We start from the raw sequence: 18,072 nt of genomic DNA on the forward strand, positions 1-18,072 counted from the left end.
CAGCACGGCCGCGGACGAGGGCATGGCGCCGGCAACTGCGGCGCGGAGAACTACGGCGCGGGCACCAGCTCCAGCCGATGCGCCGCCGGCCCGGGCAAGAACGGCGTAGGACGGCCTTCCACCCAGGCCTGATGCCCTGCCAGGAAAAACGGCGACAACAAGTGCCCCGACGCGCCGCCCGGCATGTGCAGAATGCCCTCGTTCTCGTGTCCCGGCGCCACGACGAACCGTTCCGACGCGCCAAACGACGGATGCTGGATACGCGGCATGTTGTTCACGTCTCCCGGCATCGCATCGGTCGGCGCGGACAGCCAGCCGCGCACCGATGCGGGCAGCAGGCGCGCGAACGGATGCCCCATCGCCAGGCGATTGCGCTTGCCCCAATAGGCATTCTCCAGGCGGGCACCGTTGGCCGTGTTCGCCGCGATCACGGTATCGATGCGGTCCAGCACGAAATCGCGCCAGTCCGCATGGCGGGACGGTATCCAGGCCCGCTCGCGCATCAGCACTTCCATCACTGCCTCCAGGCGCGAGGAAGCGCGAGCCACCGAAGGCGATGGCGACAGGCTGGGCGCGCTGTCGGCCAGGCGCTTGTCCAGGCGGCCGAACCAGGCTTCCTGGAAGGCGTCATGCAGGCCACGCAGCAGGGTGTAGCCGACGGCATCGATGTCGGCCCGGCCATTCCACTCGGCCACCAGGCGGCGGTAGGCCGCGCGCTGGGGATGGTCGCGCACGGCGTCCTCGTCCAGCGTATCCAGCACCAGCTTGCTCCATGGCGCGATCCAGCGCGCCCGGTCGTCCAGTTGCACCGCCAGCAGCGCGGCATTGTCCGCCTCGGGCAGCGCGCGCAGGTTGTCGCGGATCTGCGTGGCGCGCGCCCCCACGTCGGCGCCGCCGTCGCCGATCAGGCGTTGCCGCGCCGGGTCGCCCAACTGCGTGCTGTTGCCCGACCAGAGACGTCCGCCGGGCGGATCGATGATGGCAGGATAAGCCTGCGGCGCCAGGCGGCCGGCGGGCGCATCCACCTGGCTTGCCGACACCGGAAACCCATTGGGATCGAGCACGGCCAAGGGCAGCGGCCCGGCCAGCGTCCAGCCGATGCGGCCGTCGCGCCCGGCCACCAGGATATTCTGGGTCGGCACACCCGAGCCTTGCGCGATCCGCAAGGCCCGCGGCACGTCGCGGGCCTCTTCCAGGCCCAACAATCCCAGGTCGGTGGCCCCCGCCTGGTACGCGACCCAACGCACGGCGTACGCCCGTCCGTCGGCCTCCAGGATCGGGCCCCAGCGCGTTTCGTATACCGTCTGCGTCACGTCGGGCTGTCCCTTGACGGCGATGGTCTCGGTGTACTCGCGCGCGGTTTCCCATTCGCTGGCGGGGCCAAGATAGCGCCTGGGCTGGCTGGGATCGCGTTCCACGGCGACCAGGTCCATGAACTGGCCGTAGCTGTTGGTGAATCCCCAGGCCACGTCGCCGTTGCTGCCCGCCACCACCGCGGGCGTACCCGGCAGGCTGACACCGGACACGCGGCGCTGCCGGCCCGGCGCGTCCCGATCCGGAAACTCCAGGGTCAGGCGATACCAGATGTTCGGCAGGGTCAGGCCCAGGTGCATGTCGTTGCCCACGCGGGCGAGCCCCTGCGCGCCATGCCTGCCATCGACGGCGAAGCCGCTGCTGCCTACCACCGCGGCGGGCGCATCCTGCCGCCAGCCGGTGGCGCTGGCCGGGTCCAGCCCGGCACTGGCCAGCAGGCCGGCAATCAGTTCATCGCGGGCCGAGGGCTGTCCCGACGACGAGGCGATGAACGCCTCCAGGGGAACCGCGCTCCCGATCCCGGCGCGCGGAACGGCCGGGAGGTCGCCGGGCCCCGGGTCCAGCCAATCGGGGCGCGTGGGCGGCAGCACGATCATGGCGTTGGGTTCGACGTCGTCCAGCGTGGCATCCCAATGGCTGGCGCGGGGCGTCAGGAAGGCCAGCAGATCGGCGGGCACCTGTTCGCGCAACGCGCCGCGGGAAAGCAGGCGAAGCATCTGCATGCCCTGCAGGTTCAGGTACATGGCGTCGATGGCCAGCAGCGAATCTTCCGGCTCCCAGGGCTTGGGCGCGGCGCCCAGCACCAGGTACTCCACCGGCCGGGCGCGCGCGGCGGCCAGCGCATCGTTCACGCCATCGGCGTAGCGCCGCAGCAGGTGCTGGTCGGTGTCGTCGAGCACGCCATACGCGGCGGCGGCCCGCTCGCGGAAACGATGCAGGCGGTTGCGCCGGTCCAGCGGCAGCACGCTGGGTCCTACGAGCGCGGCCAGCTCGCCGGCCGCCAGGCGGCGCATCATGTCCATCTGGAAAAAACGGTCCTGCCCGTGGGCGAAACCCGTGGCATAGGCCGCATCGTCGCGATGGGCGGCGGTGATGGTGGCGTTGCCGTCGGCATCGCGCACGATGGCGGCCGAGGCCCGCAAGCCAGGCGCGGCCTGCCGCCCATCCAGCTGGGGCAGGCTGGCCCGCATGAACGTCCAGCCCGCCAGCGCGGCCAGCAAGGCCAGGATCAGCAAGCCCGCCAACGACCATGCACTGAATCGGACGAAGCGTCGTCCACGAGGGCGCCTGGTCTGGGTCGGCGTGCTGGTCATGGGAAAGGAGGGCTGCGCGCGGCCGGTAATGAAGGTCCGGCTACGTTACCACGGGACGTTGGCCGAGCCGCGTCCGCCAAAGGCCTCTCACACGCGGAGCAGGCCGGACGACGGCGCCGCGCACCGTGCCTTGTCTGGCGTGCGCTACGCGCCGTCCCCAAACCCATAAAGCCGTGACGGGTTGTCCACCAGTGCGCGCCGCAGCCCATCCTGATCGGAAAACCAGGCGTGCAATTCGCGCAGAAGCCGCCCGCGCCCGATCTCGCGATACGCGCTGACCTCCAACGGCCCCTTGCCAGGCTCGCGATTGGTGTGCGGCCAGTCGCTGGCCCACAGCACGCGATCCGGATTGCAGTCCGCATAGGCCTGCGCCAGCGCACGCGTGCCTTCGGTCAACCCCTGCGCCGATTCGATGCGATAGGACGCCGACAGCTTCACGTACGCCGCGCCCTCGCGCACCAGTCGGAAGACGGCCTGCACACGCGCATCCGCATGCGGGAGATCGGCCGGAATCATCGCGAAATGATCCAGCACCACCGGCACGGGCAGGCCCTGCAAGGCCGGCGCGGCCGCCGCGATGGCGTCCAGCGAGGCGTAGATCTGCAGGTGCCAGCCCAGCGGCGCCAGGCGTTCGGCCCAGGCAGCCAGGCTGCGCTGGATCGCCGCCGGATCGCTGCGGCCCACGCTTTCCAGGTTCACGCGCAGGCCCCGCACCCAACCCGCATGCAGGGCTCGCAACCCGTCGTCGCCGATACCTTCATCGACCACCGCGATGCCTCGCCCCGCGCCCGCCATGCGAGCGAGGCTGTCCAGCATGCAGCGGTTGTCCGTGCCGTACACGCTGGGTTGCACGATCACCACACGATCCAGGCCGGCGTCGGCCATGTGCCGCTGCAATGCAGGCAGGCTGGCGGGTCCCGGCGTGTAATGCCGGTCCGCCGCCATGGGATAGTCCGCCCGCGGACCCACGATATGCACGTGGCAGTCGCACGCCCCGGCGGGCAACGCCGATTCGCGCGGCGCGAGCCCGCGCGCCGAACCCGTCAGCGCAATGCCGTGCCCCGTGTTGCGGAGACCTTCCCCGGTGCCGCCCGCCATCATCAGGCCGCCTGCAGGTGGCGCAGATAAGCCTCGCCCGCGGCACGGGTGCCCAGCGAACCGCCCACGTCACGCGTGCATTCGCCCGACTCGATGGCCGAGGCGATCGCACGCTCCATGGCCGCGGAGGCGTCCATGAAGTTCCGCTGGCCGCGGCGCTGGCCGTACCAGTTCAGCAGCATGGCCGCCGACAGCAGCTGCGAGATCGGGTTGGCGATGTCCAGGCCCGCGATGTCCGGGGCCGACCCGTGCGCGGCCTGGCCCATCGCGTGGTCGCGGCCGGCGTTCAGCGAGCCGCCCAGGCCCAGGCTGCCCGACAGCTCGGCGGTCAGGTCGGACAGGATGTCGCCGAACATGTTGGTGGTGACGATCACGTCGTAACGGTCCGGCGCGCGCACCACGTGCGCCATCATGGCGTCGACGATCACGTCGTCCACGCGCACGTCCGGAAACTCCTTGCCGACCTGGTGGCACATGTCGATGAACATGCCGTCGCCGATCTTCAGCACGTTGGCCTTGTGCACGATGGTCACGTGCTTCTTGCGCGTCATGGCCAGCTCGAAGGCCGAGCGCGCGATGCGCTCGCAGCACTGGCGCGTGATGCGGCGCAGCGACACCACCACGTCGGGCGTGATCAGCATCTCGCTGCCGCCCGACTCGATGTTGCGGTCGGCATAGAAGCCTTCGGTGTTCTCGCGCACCACCACCAGGTCGAACTCGCCCAGGCGCGCCCGCATGCCCGGATAGGTACGGGCCGGGCGGATGTTGGCGTACAGGTCCAGGCTCTTGCGAAAGTATTTGGACGGGTTGATCTCGCCTTTCGCCTCGTCCTTGAAGTCGTAGGTGGACATCGGACCCAGCAGCAGCCCGTCGGCGGCCTTCACCTTTTCCAGCAGCGCCGGCGTCACCGTCGCGCCATGCCTCTTCAGGCTGTCGTGGCCGGCCACATCGTGCTCCAGCCGCAGGCCCAGATTGAAGCGGCCGGACACGGCCTGCAGTGCATCGACCGCCACGGCCACGGTTTCAGGGCCGATGCCGTCACCCGGCAGGACTACGATTTTCATGGAAGCACCTTCAATGATGAAAAGACAGTGAGTGAAAGGGTCAGCCTTCGGCACGCACGCCGGTCGCCTTGACCAATTGCCGGTACTTCTCGGCTTCGGCGCGCACGAAGGCAGCGAATTCGGCGGGACTATTCTGCCGCACCGTCGTGCCGTCGGCCTCGAAACGCTGGCGGACCGCCTGGTCCGCCAGGATGGCGTTGATCTCGCGGTTCAGCAGGTCCACCACCGGCTGCGGCGTGCGCGCCGGCGCGAAGAAACCGCCCCACAGGCTGAATGTGAAGCCCGGCGCCACGCTCTCGGCCACCGTGGGCACGTCGCGCAACGCAGGCACGCGCTGCGGCGTGGACACCGCCAGCACGCGCAGCTTGCCCGCGCTGATGTGCGGCATGGCGGCCGACGCGCTGGAAAAGAAGCAATCCACGTGCGACCCCAGCAGGTCGGCCATGGCCTGGCCCGCGCCCTTGTACGGCACATGCACCATGCGCGTCTTGGTCGCCAGCCCCATGGCGGCGGCCGCCAGGTGGCCCGGCGTGGCCGTGCCCGACGAGGCATAGCTGATGGCGTCCGGCTTGGCGCGGGCCGCCTCGATCAGCGCCTCGATACCGGCGAAGGGAGAGGCGGCCGGCACCGCCAGCACCAGCGGCGAATCGCCCACCAGCGCCACCGGCATGAAATCCTTCTGCGGGTCATAGCCCAGATTGGGCATCACGAAGGCATTGACCACCATCTCGCCGGTCTGCCCCATCAACAGGTGATAACCGTCCGGCGTGGCGCGCACCACCAGGCGGGAACCCAGCGAGCCCGAGGCGCCCGGCCGGTTCTCGACCACGAAAGTCTGCTTCAGCCTGCTGCCCAGGCGTTCGCCCAGGATGCGGGCGAACACGTCGCCCTGGCCGCCCGGCGCATAAGGCACCGTGACGGTGACGGCGCGGGAAGGATAGGCGTCTTCGGCACGGGCCAGGCCGCTGAACAGCGTACCGGCGGCGGCGGCGGCGCCCGCGCCCAGCAGCAGGCGGCGGCGGGCGGTATCGGGATAAGGGGATGCTTGCATGCTGTCGTCTCCGTAGGTTCTTCGTGTCAGTTCAGGCTGAAACCCGACTGCTTGACCACGCCACGCCACAGCGTCATTTCGCTGGACAGCGTGCGGGCGAAATCGGCGGGCTTACCCGCGTACAGGTCGGCGCCCTCTTCCGTCAGCCGGCGGCGCACCAGTTCATCGCCCGCCGCGGCGTTCACGGCGGTGTTGAGCGTGTCGATGACGGCCTGCGGCGTGCCGGCCGGCGCCAGCACGCCCCACCACGTGCTGATGTCGAAACCGGGCACGCCCGCCTCGGCCATGGTCGGCGTATCGGGGAACAGGCGCGAACGCGCCTTGCTGGTCACGGCCAGCAGTTTCACGCGCTTGTCCTTCACCTGGCCCAGGATGGTCGGCACCGTGGCGAAGAACACCTGCACGCGGCCCGCCAGCAGGTCCACCGTGGCGGGACCGCTGCCCTTGTACGGCACGTGGGTCATGTCGACCTTGGCCTTCTGCTTGAAAAGCTCGCCGGACAGGTGGTTGATGCTGCCGGCGCCCGCCGAGCAGAAATTGATCTCGCCCGGCCTGCTGGCGGCCAGCTTGCGCAGTTCGTCCACGCTGTTGGCGCCCAGGTCCTTGTTGGTCACCACCAGCAGCGGGCCGCGTCCGATCAGCGCGATGGGCGCGAAGGATTTCTCCACGTCGTACTGCGTGGTGACTTCGGCCGCCGCGTTGGTCACGAAGGTGGACGTGGCGAACAGCAGCGTGTAGCCGTCGGGATCCGCGTGCGCCACCATGCCCGCGCCGATCGAGCCGCCGCCACCGCCGCGGTTCTCGACCACCACGGGCTGCTTCAGGCGTTCGCTGAGCGTTCGCGCCATGTCGCGCGCGATGCTGTCCGTACCGCCGCCGGCCGCGAACGGCACGATCAGCTTGACGGGCTTATCCGGATACTGGGCCCAGCCCAGCGCGGGCAGTGCCAGCGCGGCCGTGGCGGCGGCAGCCAGCAGGCCCCTGCGCGCGATGTTCAGCATGGTCATTCGTTGTCTCCTCGACGGCTTTGTGAATTTTTTAGATCGGGGCCTTTGTTCACCCCTAGCCTTGTCGCAGCATCTTCAGCCTCTCCATCAATGCCTGATGGATGTGATGCCGCGCGGCTTTCGCGGCCCCCTCGGGGTCCCGCCTGCGGATGGCGGCGACGATGGCCGAATGCTCGCGCAGGGCGGCCTCGGCGCGCACGGGCGAGGCCAGCGTGCTGCGGCCCAGCAGATAAGTGGTGTCGGTCAGGGTGCGCAGCAGGCGCATCAGATAGCGGTTGTGCGCGGCGCTGTAGATGGCCTCGTGAAAGCGCAGGTTCTGTGCGACGGGATCATCGCCCCCTTCCATCAGGATGGCTTCCATGTTGAGGATCTCGGCCTCGGTGGCGTGATGCGCGGCCAGCGAGGCGGCGGTGGATTCCAGCGATTCGCGCATGGCGTACAGCTCGCCCACTTCCTGCTGGTCCATCTCGGCCACGACCAGGCCCCGGCCGGGCTCCTGCCGCAGCAGGCCCTCGTCCTGGATGCGCTTGAGCGCCTCGCGCACGGGCGTGCGCCCCAGGGTGAGCAGTTCGGCCACCTCCACTTCCCGCAGCCGCGCGCCCGGCGCGAAATCGCCGCCCAGGATGCGTCGCTTGATCTCGTTATAGGCGACGAAGGCCTGCGAATTGGCGTGCAGGATAGGCATGGAAGCAGTCTCCGCGGGCGTTTGGAACGCTGTTGTGTATTTAAGTATATTTTTGCATACAAAAAAAAGAGGCACAAGTGTCGAGGAAAAATCGCTTGCAGCCCCCCGGGTTCGCGCAGGCCAATGCGACTCGCCCAGGCAAAAGCAAACGGCTACTGACGCCAGCCAGTAGCCGTTGAGCCTGCCCCGTTCAGGGCATCAGTCCATCCTGCGTTCAGGCGACCGCAGGGCGCTTGCGGTTGAAAAGATACCGGTACACGAACCCGGGGTACGCCAACACCAGATACAGGCACAGCGTGATGGCGTAGAACTCCCAGGTCTGCCCGAAGCGGTTGCCCAGCGCGCTCTCGAACGCGAAACCCAGGACGCCCACGATCAGGTAGGACACCAGGACTTCGAGCAGGCGCAGCCAGAACGGCTTGACGGCGACCGCCCCACCCTGCTTCCAGGGCAGCACGGCGAACACGCGCTCGGTCAGGAACGGCAGATTGGCGCTGACCAGGGCCAGCGCAATCAACAGCCAGACAGCGAGCGTCTGATTCACGCGCCTGCCCTTGCTACTGCAGCAGCGACGACTGGATGGCCTGCACGCACAGCGCCAGCAGGCCGCCGGGCAGGATGCCCAGCACCAGGATCAGCAGGCCGTTGACCGACATCAGGCCGCGATGCGCGCCCGAGGCCGTCACGGCAGCGGCTTCGGCAGCCGGTTCGTCGAAGTAGACGACCTTCACGACACGCAGGTAGTAGAAGGCGCCGATCAGCGAGAAGATCACGGCGACCACGGCCAGCGTGACGTGACCGGCCTGCACCAGCGCCTGCAGCACGGCCAGCTTGGCGTGGAAGCCCACCAGCGGGGGGATGCCCGCCAGCGAGAACATCAGCAGCAGCACGATGAAGGCGCGCCACGGGCTGCGCTGGTTCAGGCCCTTCAGGTCGTCGATCTGTTCGCACTCGAAGCCCTGGCGCGACATCAGCAGGATGATGCCGAAGCTGGCCAGCGTGGTCAGCACATACGTCAGCATGTAGAACAGCGAGGCGCCGTAGGCGCCGGCCGCGGCGCCCGGGCTGCCTTCGACCACGCCCGACATCAGGCCCAGCAGCACGAAGCCCATGTGCGAGATCGTCGAGTAGGCCAGCATGCGCTTGAAGTTCGTCTGCATGATGGCCGTCAGGTTGCCGATGGCCAGCGACAGCACCGCCAGGATCGCCAGCATGGGCTGCCAGTCGGCCGCCAGGCCGTGCATGCCGTCGACCAGCAGGCGCAGCGTGATGGCGAAGGCCGCCAGCTTGGGCGCGCCGCCCAGGATCAGCGTGACCGCCGTGGGCGAACCCTGGTAGACGTCGGGCACCCACATGTGGAACGGCGCGGCGCCCAGCTTGAACGCCAGGCCGGCGACCAGGAACACGATGCCGAACACCAGCGGCATCTGCGCGGCGCGGCCCATCTGGATGGTGGCGGCGACCTCGGCCAGGTCCAGGTGGCCGGTGGCGCCGTACACCATGGACATGCCGTACAGCAGGAAGCCCGAAGCCAGCGCGCCCAGCACGAAGTACTTCATGGCGGCCTCGGTGGCCGTGGCGTCGTCGCGGCGCAGCGCGATCAGCGCGTACAGGGCCAGCGACATCAGTTCCAGGCCCAGGTAGATCGACAGCAGGTTGCCGGACGAGATCATCACCATCTGGCCCAGCAGGGCAAACAGCGTCAGCACGTACAGTTCGCCGCCGCGCATCATGTCGCGCGCCTGGGCGTACAGCCGGCCATAGACCAGGGTGACCGCCACCGCGAGGTACGAGGCGATCTTCAGCAGGTGCGACAGGGCGTCGGTGACGTACAGGCCATTGAAGGTCTTGCCCGCGACGCCGTTGTTCCACTGGACCAGCGACACCACGGTCAGGACGCCCAGGGACAGCAGCGTCAGGACGAAGGTGGTCTTGCGCTCGGGATGCTTGCTGAAGACGTCGGCGATCAGGATCGCCAGCCCCATGACCAGCAGCAGGATCTCGGGCAGCGCCAAGGCGAAATCGATGTGGGATTGCATCATTGTCTAGGTCTTACAGTTTCGAGACGGACACGTGTTGCAGCAGGGCCTCCACCGACACGTGCATGACGTCGGTGAAGGGCTTGGGATAGATGCCCATGTACAACACGGCGATCGCCATGACGCCGAGAAGCAGGAACTCGCGGGTGTTGATGTCGGTCAGCTCGCGCACGTGGTCGTTGGCGATGTCGCCAAAGGCCACGCGCTTGACCATCCACAGCGAGTACGACGCGCCCAGGATCAGCGCGGTGGCGGCCAGCAGGCCGATCCAGAAGTTGTGCTCGACCGCGCCCATGATGACCATGAACTCGCCGACGAAACCGCTGGTGGCCGGCAGGCCGCTGTTGGCCATCGAGAACAGCACGAAGAAGGTGACGAAGCGCGGCATCACGTTCACCACGCCGCCGTAGTCGGCGATGCGGCGCGAGTGCATGCGGTCGTACAGCACGCCGATGCACAGGAACATGGCGCCCGACACGAAACCGTGCGAGACCATCTGGACGATGGCGCCCTCGATGCCGGCCGTATTGAAGATGAAGAAGCCCAGGGTGACGAAGCCCATGTGCGCCACGGACGAATACGCCACCAGCTTCTTCATGTCTTCCTGGACGATCGCCACCAGGCCGATGTAGATCACCGCGATCAGCGACAGCGTGATCATCAGGCCGGCCAGGCTGTGCGAGGCGTCAGGCGCGATCGGCAGCGAGAAGCGCAGGAAGCCATAGGCGCCCAGCTTCAGCATGATCGCGGCCAGCACCACCGACCCGCCGGTGGGCGCCTCGACGTGGGCGTCCGGCAGCCAGGTGTGCACCGGCCACATCGGCACCTTCACCGCGAATGCCGCCAGCAGCGCCACGAAGATCAGCACCTGCGGCGTGTAGCCCAGCTTGGTCTGTTGCCACGTCAGGATGTCGAACGAGCCCCCCGAGGCATGCCACAGGTAGATGAACGCAATCAGGGTCAGCAGCGAACCCATCAGCGTGTACAGGAAGAACTTGAACGCCGCGTAGACTCGGTTGGGTCCGCCCCACACCCCCACGATGATGTACATCGGGATCAGCGTGGCTTCGAAGAACACGTAGAACAGCAGGCCGTCCAGCGCGGCGAACACGCCGATCATCAGGCCCGACAGGATCAGGAACGCGGCCATGTACTGGGCCACGCGGTTCGTGATGACCTCCCAGCCCGCCACCACCACGATGATGGTGATGAAGGCGGTCAGCAGCACGAACCACAGCGAGATGCCGTCCACGCCCAGGTGGTAGTTGACGTTGAACGTCGAGATCCAGGGAGCCATCTCGACGAACTGCATCGCCGGGGTGGTGGTGTCGAAACCGGTGTACAGCGGGATGGTGACCAGGAATCCGATCACGGCGCCAAGCAGCGACAGCTTGCGCGCCAGACCAGGATTCTCGTCGCGACCCAGCGCCAGCACCAGCAGACCGAATACGATCGGAACGAAGATCGCAAGCGTAAGCCAGGGAAAGTTGTTGGATGCCATGTCGCTTGCCATCATTGGGGAATCAGCACAAAGAAAGTCACCAGCGCCATGATGCCGATGATCATCGCGAACGCGTAGTGATAGATGAAGCCGGATTGCAGGTGGCGGCTGACGGCGGCCACCCAGCCGACCAGCTTGGCGCTGCCGTTGACCAGCACGCCGTCGATCAGGCCGCGATCGCCGGTCTGCCACAGGCCGCGGCCCAGGCAGCGCGCGCCACGGGCGATGACCTGCTCGTTGATCCAGTCGATGAAGTACTTGTTCTCGAGGATGCGGATCACGCCCGACAGGCTGGCGTGGACCTTGGCCGGCACCTTCGGGTTGATCAGGTAGCAGTACCACGCCACCACGGCGCCCGCCACCACCAGCCAGAACGGCACGGTGACGAAGGCGTGCGTGCCGAAGGCCACCCAGCCGTGCCACTCTTCGTGCAGTTCGTGCATCGCGGGATGCTGCGGCAGCACGGTGATGACGCCGTCGAAGAACTTGCCGAACAGCATCGGATCGACCACCCAGGCGCCGATGATGACCGACGGGATCGCCAGCAGCAGCAGCGGCAGCGTGACCACCCAGGGCGACTCGTGCGGCTTGCCGCCGTGATGGCCATGGCCGTGGTCGTCATGGCCGTGCGCGTCGTGGCCGTGGGCATGGTCGTCGTGGCCGTGCGCGTCATGGCCGTGGCCGTGGCCGTCGGTCGGGAAGCGCTCCTTGCCGTGGAAGACCAGGAAATACAGGCGGAACGAATACAGCGAGGTGACGAACACGCCGATCAGCGTGGCGTAGTAGGCGAAGCCCGCGCCCCACACGTCGGCCGCGCCCGCCGCTTCGATGATGTGTTCCTTCGAGTAGAAGCCCGAGAAGAACGGGGTGCCGACCAGCGCCAGCGTGCCCAGCAGGAAGGTGATCCAGGTGATGGGCATGTACTTGCGCAGGCCGCCCATGTTGCGGATGTCCTGGTCGTGGTGCATGCCCATGATGACCGAACCCGCGCCCAGGAACAGCAGCGCCTTGAAGAAGGCGTGGGTCATCAGGTGGAAGATCGCCACCGAATAGGCCGAGGCGCCCAGCGCGACGGTCATGTAGCCCAGCTGCGACAGCGTGGAGTACGCGACCACGCGCTTGATGTCGTTCTGGATGATGCCCAGGATGCCCAGGAACAGCGCGCCGATGGCGCCGATCACGATGACGAACGACAGCGCGGTGTCCGACAGTTCGAACAGCGGCGAGAAGCGGGCCACCATGAAGATGCCGGCCGTCACCATGGTGGCGGCGTGGATCAGCGCCGAGATCGGCGTGGGGCCTTCCATCGAGTCGGGCAGCCAGGCGTGCAGCGGAACCTGGGCCGACTTGCCCATGGCGCCGATGAACAGGCAGATGCAGGCGACGGTGACCAGGTTCCAGTCGGTGCCCGGCATCGTTTCGCCCGCCAGGCGCGTGGCCTGGCCGAACACATCGCCGTAGTGCATGGAGCCGACCGCCGCGAACAGCAGGCCGATGCCCAGCACGAAGCCGAAGTCGCCCACGCGGTTGATCAGGAACGCCTTCATGTTGGCGAAGATCGCCGTCGGACGCGTGTACCAGAAGCCGATCAGCAGGTAGGACACCAGGCCGACCGCTTCCCAGCCGAAGAACAGCTGGACCATGTTGTTGGACATGACCAGCATCAGCATCGAGAACGTGAACAGCGAGATGTACGCGAAGAAACGCTGGTAGCCGGGATCGTCGGCCATGTAGCCAATGGTGTAGATGTGCACCATCAGCGACACGGACGTGACCACGACCATCATCATGGCCGACAGCGGATCGATCAGGAAGCCGATGGACAGCGACGTCTTGCCGATCAGGCTCCAGGTGTAGACGTTGCCGTCGAAGCGCAGGCCGTTGAGCACGTCGCCCAGCACGACCACCGAACCGATGGCCGAGATGAGCACGCCCAGGATGGTGATGATGTGTGCGCCGCGGCGGCCGATAAGGGGTTGGCCAACCCGACCCAGGAAGCCGGTGCCGAACAGGCCCGCGAGGATGGCGCCGGCCAGGGGGGCCAGCGCGATCAGCAGGTAGAGATTGGGGGAGGCAGTGGTAGACATTTTCTTCCGTTATCCCATCAGCCCTTCAGGCGATCGAGGTCTTCGACGTTGATCGTGCTCAGGTTGCGGAACAGCAGCACCAGGATCGCCAGGCCGATGGCGGCCTCGGCGGCCGCCACGGTCAGGATGAAGAACACGAACACCTGGCCGGCGGCGTCGCCGGACCACGTGGAGAACGCCACGAAGTTCATGTTGACGGCCAGCAGCATCAGCTCGACGGACATCAGCAGGATGATCAGGTTGCGGCGGTTCAGGAAGATGCCGAAGATGCCGATGGCGAACAGGATCGCCCCCAGGATCAGGAAGTGGGCCAGCGTCAACGTCATTGCTTATCTCCTTGTGCAGCGCCGGCGGCAGCAGCGTCGGCTGCGGCAGTGGCCTCGGCAGCGCGTTCGCGCTGGGGCTGCATCTTCACCATGCGGAAGCGGTCCTTGGCGCGCACTCGGACCGCGGCGGCGGGATCGTTGTACTTGACGTCGCGGCGGCCGCGCAGGGTCAGCGCGATCGCGGCGATCATGCCCACCAGCAGCAACGCGGCGCCGACCTCGACCGCGTACACATATTGCGTGTACATGATCTCGCCCAGCGCGCGGGCGTTGTTGTAATCCGGGGCGGTGGCGGCCTGCGGACCGGCGCCGTGCCAGGTGGTGCCCAGCACGAAGGCCATTTCCAGCACCATGATGCCGCCGACGATCAGGCCCATGGGCAGATACGTCTTCAGGCCCCGGCGCAGGTGGTCGACACGGATGTCGAGCATCATCACCACGAACAGGAACAGCACCATCACGGCGCCTACGTAGACCAGCACCAGCAGCAGCGCCAGGAACTCGGCGCCCAGCAGCATCCAGATCATCGCGGCATTGGCGAAGGCCAGGATCAGGTGCATCACGGCGGTGACCGGGCTGCGGGCGGTGATGACGCGGAACGCGGCGATCACCAGGACTGCGGCCAGGATGTAGAACAGGACAGAAGTGAAAGTCATGGAATCAGGCCCTGGCGATCAACGGTAAGGCGCGTCTTCGGCGCGGCGCTGGGCGATTTCGGATTCGTAGCGGTCACCGACGGCCAGCAGCATGTCCTTGGTGAAGTACAGGTCGCCGCGCTTTTCACCGTGGTACTCGTGGATATGGGTTTCCACGATCGAGTCCACGGGACAGCTTTCCTCGCAGAAGCCGCAGAAAATGCACTTGGTCAGATCGATGTCGTAGCGCGTGGTGCGGCGGGTGCCGTCATCGCGCACGTCCGACTCGATGGTGATGGCCAGCGCCGGGCACACCGCTTCGCACAGCTTGCAGGCGATGCAACGCTCTTCCCCGTTGGGGTAGCGGCGCAGGGCGTGCAGGCCACGGAACCGCGGCGAGGTCGGCGTCTTTTCCATCGGATAGCGCAAGGTGATCTTGCGCTTGAAGAAATACTTGCCCGTCAGGCGCATGCCCTTCAGGAGCTCGGACAGCAGCAGGCTGCCGAAAAAGTCTTTGATCGCTTCCATAATCCAGCCTCGACCCGGCGCCTCAGCGCCAAATGTTCCAGGGCGTCTGCATCCAGACCGCCACGACGACCAGCCACACGCCGGTCAGCGGGATGAAGATCTTCCAACCCAGCCGCATGATCTGGTCGTAGCGGTAGCGCGGGAACGACGCGCGGAACCACACGAACAGAGACACCACGAAGAAGGTCTTGATGCCCAGCCAGATCCAACCCGGGATCCACGTCAGCGGCGCGATGTCGATCGGGGACATCCAGCCGCCCAGGAACATGATCGACGCCATGCAGGACAGCAGGATCATGTTGGCGTATTCGCCCAGGAAGAACAGCGCGAAGGCCATGCCCGAGTACTCGACCATGTGGCCGGCCACGATTTCCGATTCGCCTTCCACCACGTCGAACGGGTGGCGGTTGGTTTCGGCGACGGCCGAGATCACGTAGATCACGAACAGCGGCAACAGCGGCAGCCAGTTCCAGGACATGAAGGTGATGCCGTGGTCGGCGAACCATCCGCGGCCCTGCCCCTGCACGATCTCGCTCATGTTGAGGCTGCCCGACACCAGCAGCACCGTGACCAGCACGAAGCCGATGGCCAGTTCGTACGACACCATCTGCGCCGAGGCGCGCAGCGCGCCCAGGAAGGCGTACTTGGAGTTCGACGCCCAACCGGCCACGATCACGCCGTACACGCCGATCGACGTGATGGCCATGACGTACAGCAGGCCGGCATTGACGTTGGCCAGCACCACTTCGGGGCCGAACGGCACCACCGCCCAGGCGGCCAGGGCCGGCATCAGCGTGACGACGGGCGCCACGACGAACAGCACCTTGTTGGCCTCGGACGGAACCACCACTTCCTTGGTGAGCAGCTTGAACACGTCGGCGAACGGCTGAAGCAGGCCCTTGAAACCGACGCGGGTCGGTCCCAGGCGCACGTGCATCCAGCCGATCATCTTGCGTTCCCAGTACGTGAGGTACGCCACGCACAGGATGATGGGCACCGCGATCACGACGATCTTGATGATGGTCCAGATCACCAGCCACGGCGTCGCGCCCAGCAGCGCCACGCCCTGGCTTTCGATTACGTTGAGCCAATTCATCAGGCACGCTCCACGCTGATTTCACCGAAGGCGCCGCCCAGGGCGGCGGTCTGTTCCCAGGCCGCGGCGATGCGCACCGCGCGGTCGGCCACGGCATCGTCCTGCACCGTTTCCAGCTCGACCGCGCCGGCCGGGGTGGACACGCGCACCTTGACGCCGGCCGTCAGGCCCAGTTGCGCCAGGGTCTGGCCGTTCATGCGGGCGCCCGGCGCGCGCGAGGCCGGCGCGGCCTGCAGCGGTTCGGAACGGCGCACGATGGCGTCGGAACGATAGATCGGCACGTCGGCCAGGCGCTCGAGGCCGGCCAGGCGCCTGCCCAGGCCGGGTGCGGCCTTGACGGCGTTGGACAGGCGGTTCTCGAAGCCACCGGCCAGCACGGTGTCGCGCACCGATTCGGAGGTTTCGTCGTCGAAGCCCGGCAGTTGCAGCACGTTGCCCAACACGCGCAGCACCTTCCAGCCCGGACGGGTCTGGCCGAACGGCGCGACCGTGCCCTTGAAGCTTTGGGCGGCGCCCTGTGCGTTGACGTAGGTGCCCGAGGTTTCGGTGAAGGGCGAGACGGGCAGCATGACGTCGGCCCAGTCCTGCGCCGAGGAACGGTAAGGCGTGAGCGCCACGGCGAATTGCGCGCCGCGCAGCGCGGCCAGCGCCTGCGGACCGTTGTCGGCATCCAGCAGGGGTTCGGCGTGCAGCACGACGTAGGCCTTCAGCGGCTCGGCCAGCATGGCGGTGGCGGTCTTGCCGCCCTGCCCCGGCACGGCGCCGGCGAGGTAGCCGCCGACCGTGTTGCCGCCGGCGGTCAGGAAGCCGAACTTGCCGCCGGCCAGCGCGGCCAGCGCGTTGCCGTTGGCGGCCAGCGTGGCGGCCACGGGCGACGAAACGGCCAGGTTGCCCAGCAGCACGGCGGTGTTGGCGCCGGACGCGAGGCTGGCGGCGATGAGCTTGGCGTTCTCGCCCGGCACGACCGAGGCGAACTCGGCGGCGACCGGCTGGTCCTTGGCCTGCGCCAGGGCGACGATCACTTCGGCCAGCGCGGCGGCCATCTCGGACGGCGCCACGGTGACGCGGGCGGTGACGGGCAGCAGCTGGTTGTCGGCGGAACCGTCGATCAGCGAGATCTGCGTGCCGCGCTTGGCGGCCTGGCGCAGGCGCTGGGCGATCAGGGGATGATCCTTGCGCAGGAACGAGCCGACGACCAGCACGCGGTCCAGGTTGTCGATCTCGGCGATCGGCATGCCCAGCCACGGCGCGCCCGACAGGGCGGCGTCGAAGGCCGGGTCGGTCTGGCGCAGGCGGAAGTCGATGTTCTCGGAACCCAGGGCGCGCACTAGGCGGCCCAGCAACGCATATTCTTCGGTGGTGGCGTACTCGGACGCCAGCGCGCCGATCTGGCCGGCGCCGAAGCTGTCACGCACGCGCGACAGGCCCTGGGCCACGGCCTGCAGGGCGTCCGACCAGGATGCTTCCTGCCATTTGCCATCGGCGCCCTTGATCATCGGGGCGGCCAGGCGGTCTTCGCTGTTCAGGCCCTCGTACGAGAAGCGGTCGCGGTCGCTGATCCAGCACTCGTTGACGGCTTCGTTCTCGAACGGCACCACGCGCAGCACGCGGTCGCCCTTGACCTGGACGACCAGGTTGGCGCCCACGCTGTCGTGCGGGCTGACCGAGCGGCGGCGCGCCAGCTCCCAGGTACGGGCGCTGTAGCGGAACGGCTTGGAGGTCAGCGCGCCGACCGGGCAGATGTCGATCATGTTGCCCGACAGCTCGGACTCGATCGTGCGGCCCACGAAGGTGGTGATCTCGGAGTGCTCGCCGCGGCCCAGCATGCCCAGTTCCATGACGCCGGCGATTTCCTGGCCGAAGCGCACACAGCGGGTGCAGTGGATGCAGCGCGACATCTCCTCGGCAGACACCAGCGGGCCCAGGTCCTTGTGGAACACCACGCGCTTCTCTTCCTGGTAGCGGGAAGAGGAGCCACCGTAGCCGACGGCGAGATCCTGCAGCTGGCACTCGCCGCCCTGATCACAGATCGGGCAATCCAGCGGGTGATTGATCAGCAGGAATTCCATGACCGACTTTTGCGCGGCACGGGCCTTCTCGGAGCAGGTGTGCACCACCATGCCGTTGGTCACGGGCGTGGCGCAAGCCGGCAGGGTCTTGGGCGCCTTCTCGACTTCGACCAGGCACATGCGGCAGTTGGCCGCGATGGAAAGCTTCTTGTGGTAGCAGAAATGCGGCACGTAGAGCCCGATCTTCTGGGCCGCATGCATCACCATGCTGCCCTCGGGGACTTCGACCTTGTTGCCGTCGACGGTTAGTTCAACCATT

15 protein-coding genes are annotated in these 18,072 nt (G+C 67.3%); all 15 read right to left on the reverse strand.

Going from position 1 to position 18,072, the window contains the following annotated elements:
- Window positions 1-50: 50 nt before the first annotated feature.
- The 15 genes from A6745_RS23650 to nuoG all read right to left on the reverse strand — a co-directional run bounded on the left by A6745_RS23650 (window position 51) and on the right by nuoG (window position 18,071).
- Complete coding sequence (locus A6745_RS23650; RefSeq protein WP_082853254.1) at window positions 51-2,627, reverse strand: penicillin acylase family protein; 2,577 nt, start codon at window positions 2,625-2,627, stop codon at window positions 51-53.
- 144 nt (window positions 2,628-2,771) lie between these two features.
- Window positions 2,772-3,728: an amidohydrolase family protein gene (locus A6745_RS23655; protein WP_231886080.1), complete on the reverse strand. Its 957-nt coding sequence runs from the start codon at window positions 3,726-3,728 to the stop codon at window positions 2,772-2,774.
- Complete coding sequence (locus tag A6745_RS23660) at window positions 3,728-4,789, reverse strand: isocitrate/isopropylmalate dehydrogenase family protein (RefSeq protein ID WP_066132723.1); 1,062 nt, start codon at window positions 4,787-4,789, stop codon at window positions 3,728-3,730. The genes A6745_RS23655 and A6745_RS23660 overlap by 1 nt, the downstream gene beginning before the upstream one ends.
- Window positions 4,790-4,829: 40 nt before the next feature.
- Window positions 4,830-5,840, reverse strand: coding sequence for a Bug family tripartite tricarboxylate transporter substrate binding protein (locus A6745_RS23665; RefSeq protein ID WP_066132725.1), 1,011 nt, complete (start codon window positions 5,838-5,840; stop codon window positions 4,830-4,832).
- 26 nt (window positions 5,841-5,866) lie between these two features.
- Window positions 5,867-6,847, reverse strand: a complete 981-nt coding sequence (locus tag A6745_RS23670; RefSeq protein WP_231886081.1) for a tripartite tricarboxylate transporter substrate binding protein — start codon at window positions 6,845-6,847, stop codon at window positions 5,867-5,869.
- 55 nt (window positions 6,848-6,902) lie between these two features.
- Window positions 6,903-7,532 (reverse strand): GntR family transcriptional regulator, encoded by a 630-nt coding sequence (locus A6745_RS23675; protein WP_082853255.1) that lies wholly within the window; start codon window positions 7,530-7,532, stop codon window positions 6,903-6,905.
- A gap of 214 nt (window positions 7,533-7,746) precedes the next feature.
- Window positions 7,747-8,076 carry a DUF2818 family protein gene (locus tag A6745_RS23680; protein WP_066132731.1) on the reverse strand — a complete coding sequence of 110 codons (330 nt, stop codon included), beginning with the start codon at window positions 8,074-8,076 and terminating at the stop codon, window positions 7,747-7,749.
- A 13-nt stretch (window positions 8,077-8,089) separates the two neighbouring features.
- Window positions 8,090-9,574: an NADH-quinone oxidoreductase subunit NuoN gene (gene nuoN, locus A6745_RS23685; RefSeq protein WP_066132734.1), complete on the reverse strand. Its 1,485-nt coding sequence runs from the start codon at window positions 9,572-9,574 to the stop codon at window positions 8,090-8,092.
- Window positions 9,575-9,584: 10 nt separating this feature from the next.
- A complete protein-coding gene (locus A6745_RS23690) occupies window positions 9,585-11,087 on the reverse strand; it encodes an NADH-quinone oxidoreductase subunit M (RefSeq protein WP_066132737.1) in 1,503 nt (500 codons plus the stop codon).
- Window positions 11,084-13,159 (reverse strand): NADH-quinone oxidoreductase subunit L, encoded by a 2,076-nt coding sequence (gene nuoL, locus A6745_RS23695; protein WP_066132742.1) that lies wholly within the window; start codon window positions 13,157-13,159, stop codon window positions 11,084-11,086. The genes A6745_RS23690 and nuoL overlap by 4 nt, the downstream gene beginning before the upstream one ends.
- A gap of 17 nt (window positions 13,160-13,176) precedes the next feature.
- Window positions 13,177-13,485 carry an NADH-quinone oxidoreductase subunit NuoK gene (gene nuoK / locus A6745_RS23700; RefSeq protein ID WP_066132746.1) on the reverse strand — a complete coding sequence of 103 codons (309 nt, stop codon included), beginning with the start codon at window positions 13,483-13,485 and terminating at the stop codon, window positions 13,177-13,179.
- Window positions 13,482-14,141, reverse strand: a complete 660-nt coding sequence (locus A6745_RS23705; RefSeq protein ID WP_066132749.1) for an NADH-quinone oxidoreductase subunit J — start codon at window positions 14,139-14,141, stop codon at window positions 13,482-13,484. The genes nuoK and A6745_RS23705 overlap by 4 nt, the downstream gene beginning before the upstream one ends.
- A gap of 18 nt (window positions 14,142-14,159) precedes the next feature.
- Entirely contained in the window at window positions 14,160-14,648 is a 489-nt protein-coding gene (gene nuoI, locus A6745_RS23710) for an NADH-quinone oxidoreductase subunit NuoI (RefSeq protein ID WP_066132752.1), read from the reverse strand.
- Between the two features lie 22 nt (window positions 14,649-14,670).
- Complete coding sequence (gene nuoH, locus A6745_RS23715; RefSeq protein WP_066132755.1) at window positions 14,671-15,744, reverse strand: NADH-quinone oxidoreductase subunit NuoH; 1,074 nt, start codon at window positions 15,742-15,744, stop codon at window positions 14,671-14,673.
- A complete protein-coding gene (nuoG, locus tag A6745_RS23720; protein WP_066132758.1) occupies window positions 15,744-18,071 on the reverse strand; it encodes an NADH-quinone oxidoreductase subunit NuoG in 2,328 nt (775 codons plus the stop codon). Before nuoG ends, nuoH begins: the two co-directional genes overlap by 1 nt.
- Window position 18,072: the final 1 nt, after the last annotated feature.

Source organism: Bordetella ansorpii (genome assembly GCF_900078705.1).
Classification (GTDB): domain Bacteria; phylum Pseudomonadota; class Gammaproteobacteria; order Burkholderiales; family Burkholderiaceae_B; genus Bordetella; species Bordetella ansorpii_A.

Excerpts from the sequence above, each read along its gene's own strand:
- nuoI (WP_066132752.1), bottom strand. The coding sequence starts at position 14,648 with ATGGAAGCGATCAAAGACTTTTTCGGCAGCCTGCTGCTGTCCGAGCTC.
- A6745_RS23665 (WP_066132725.1), bottom strand. The coding sequence starts at position 5,840 with ATGCAAGCATCCCCTTATCCCGATACCGCCCGCCGCCGCCTGCTGCTG.
- A6745_RS23705 (WP_066132749.1), bottom strand. The coding sequence starts at position 14,141 with ATGACTTTCACTTCTGTCCTGTTCTACATCCTGGCCGCAGTCCTGGTG.
- nuoH (WP_066132755.1), bottom strand. The coding sequence starts at position 15,744 with ATGAATTGGCTCAACGTAATCGAAAGCCAGGGCGTGGCGCTGCTGGGC.
- A6745_RS23675 (WP_082853255.1), bottom strand. The coding sequence starts at position 7,532 with ATGCCTATCCTGCACGCCAATTCGCAGGCCTTCGTCGCCTATAACGAG.
- A6745_RS23660 (WP_066132723.1), bottom strand. The coding sequence starts at position 4,789 with ATGAAAATCGTAGTCCTGCCGGGTGACGGCATCGGCCCTGAAACCGTG.
- nuoG (WP_066132758.1), bottom strand. The coding sequence starts at position 18,071 with ATGGTTGAACTAACCGTCGACGGCAACAAGGTCGAAGTCCCCGAGGGC.
- A6745_RS23650 (WP_082853254.1), bottom strand. The coding sequence starts at position 2,627 with ATGACCAGCACGCCGACCCAGACCAGGCGCCCTCGTGGACGACGCTTC.
- nuoN (WP_066132734.1), bottom strand. The coding sequence starts at position 9,574 with ATGATGCAATCCCACATCGATTTCGCCTTGGCGCTGCCCGAGATCCTG.
- A6745_RS23655 (WP_231886080.1), bottom strand. The coding sequence starts at position 3,728 with ATGATGGCGGGCGGCACCGGGGAAGGTCTCCGCAACACGGGGCACGGC.
- A6745_RS23690 (WP_066132737.1), bottom strand. The coding sequence starts at position 11,087 with ATGATGGCAAGCGACATGGCATCCAACAACTTTCCCTGGCTTACGCTT.
- nuoL (WP_066132742.1), bottom strand. The coding sequence starts at position 13,159 with ATGTCTACCACTGCCTCCCCCAATCTCTACCTGCTGATCGCGCTGGCC.
- A6745_RS23670 (WP_231886081.1), bottom strand. The coding sequence starts at position 6,847 with ATGACCATGCTGAACATCGCGCGCAGGGGCCTGCTGGCTGCCGCCGCC.
- nuoK (WP_066132746.1), bottom strand. The coding sequence starts at position 13,485 with ATGACGTTGACGCTGGCCCACTTCCTGATCCTGGGGGCGATCCTGTTC.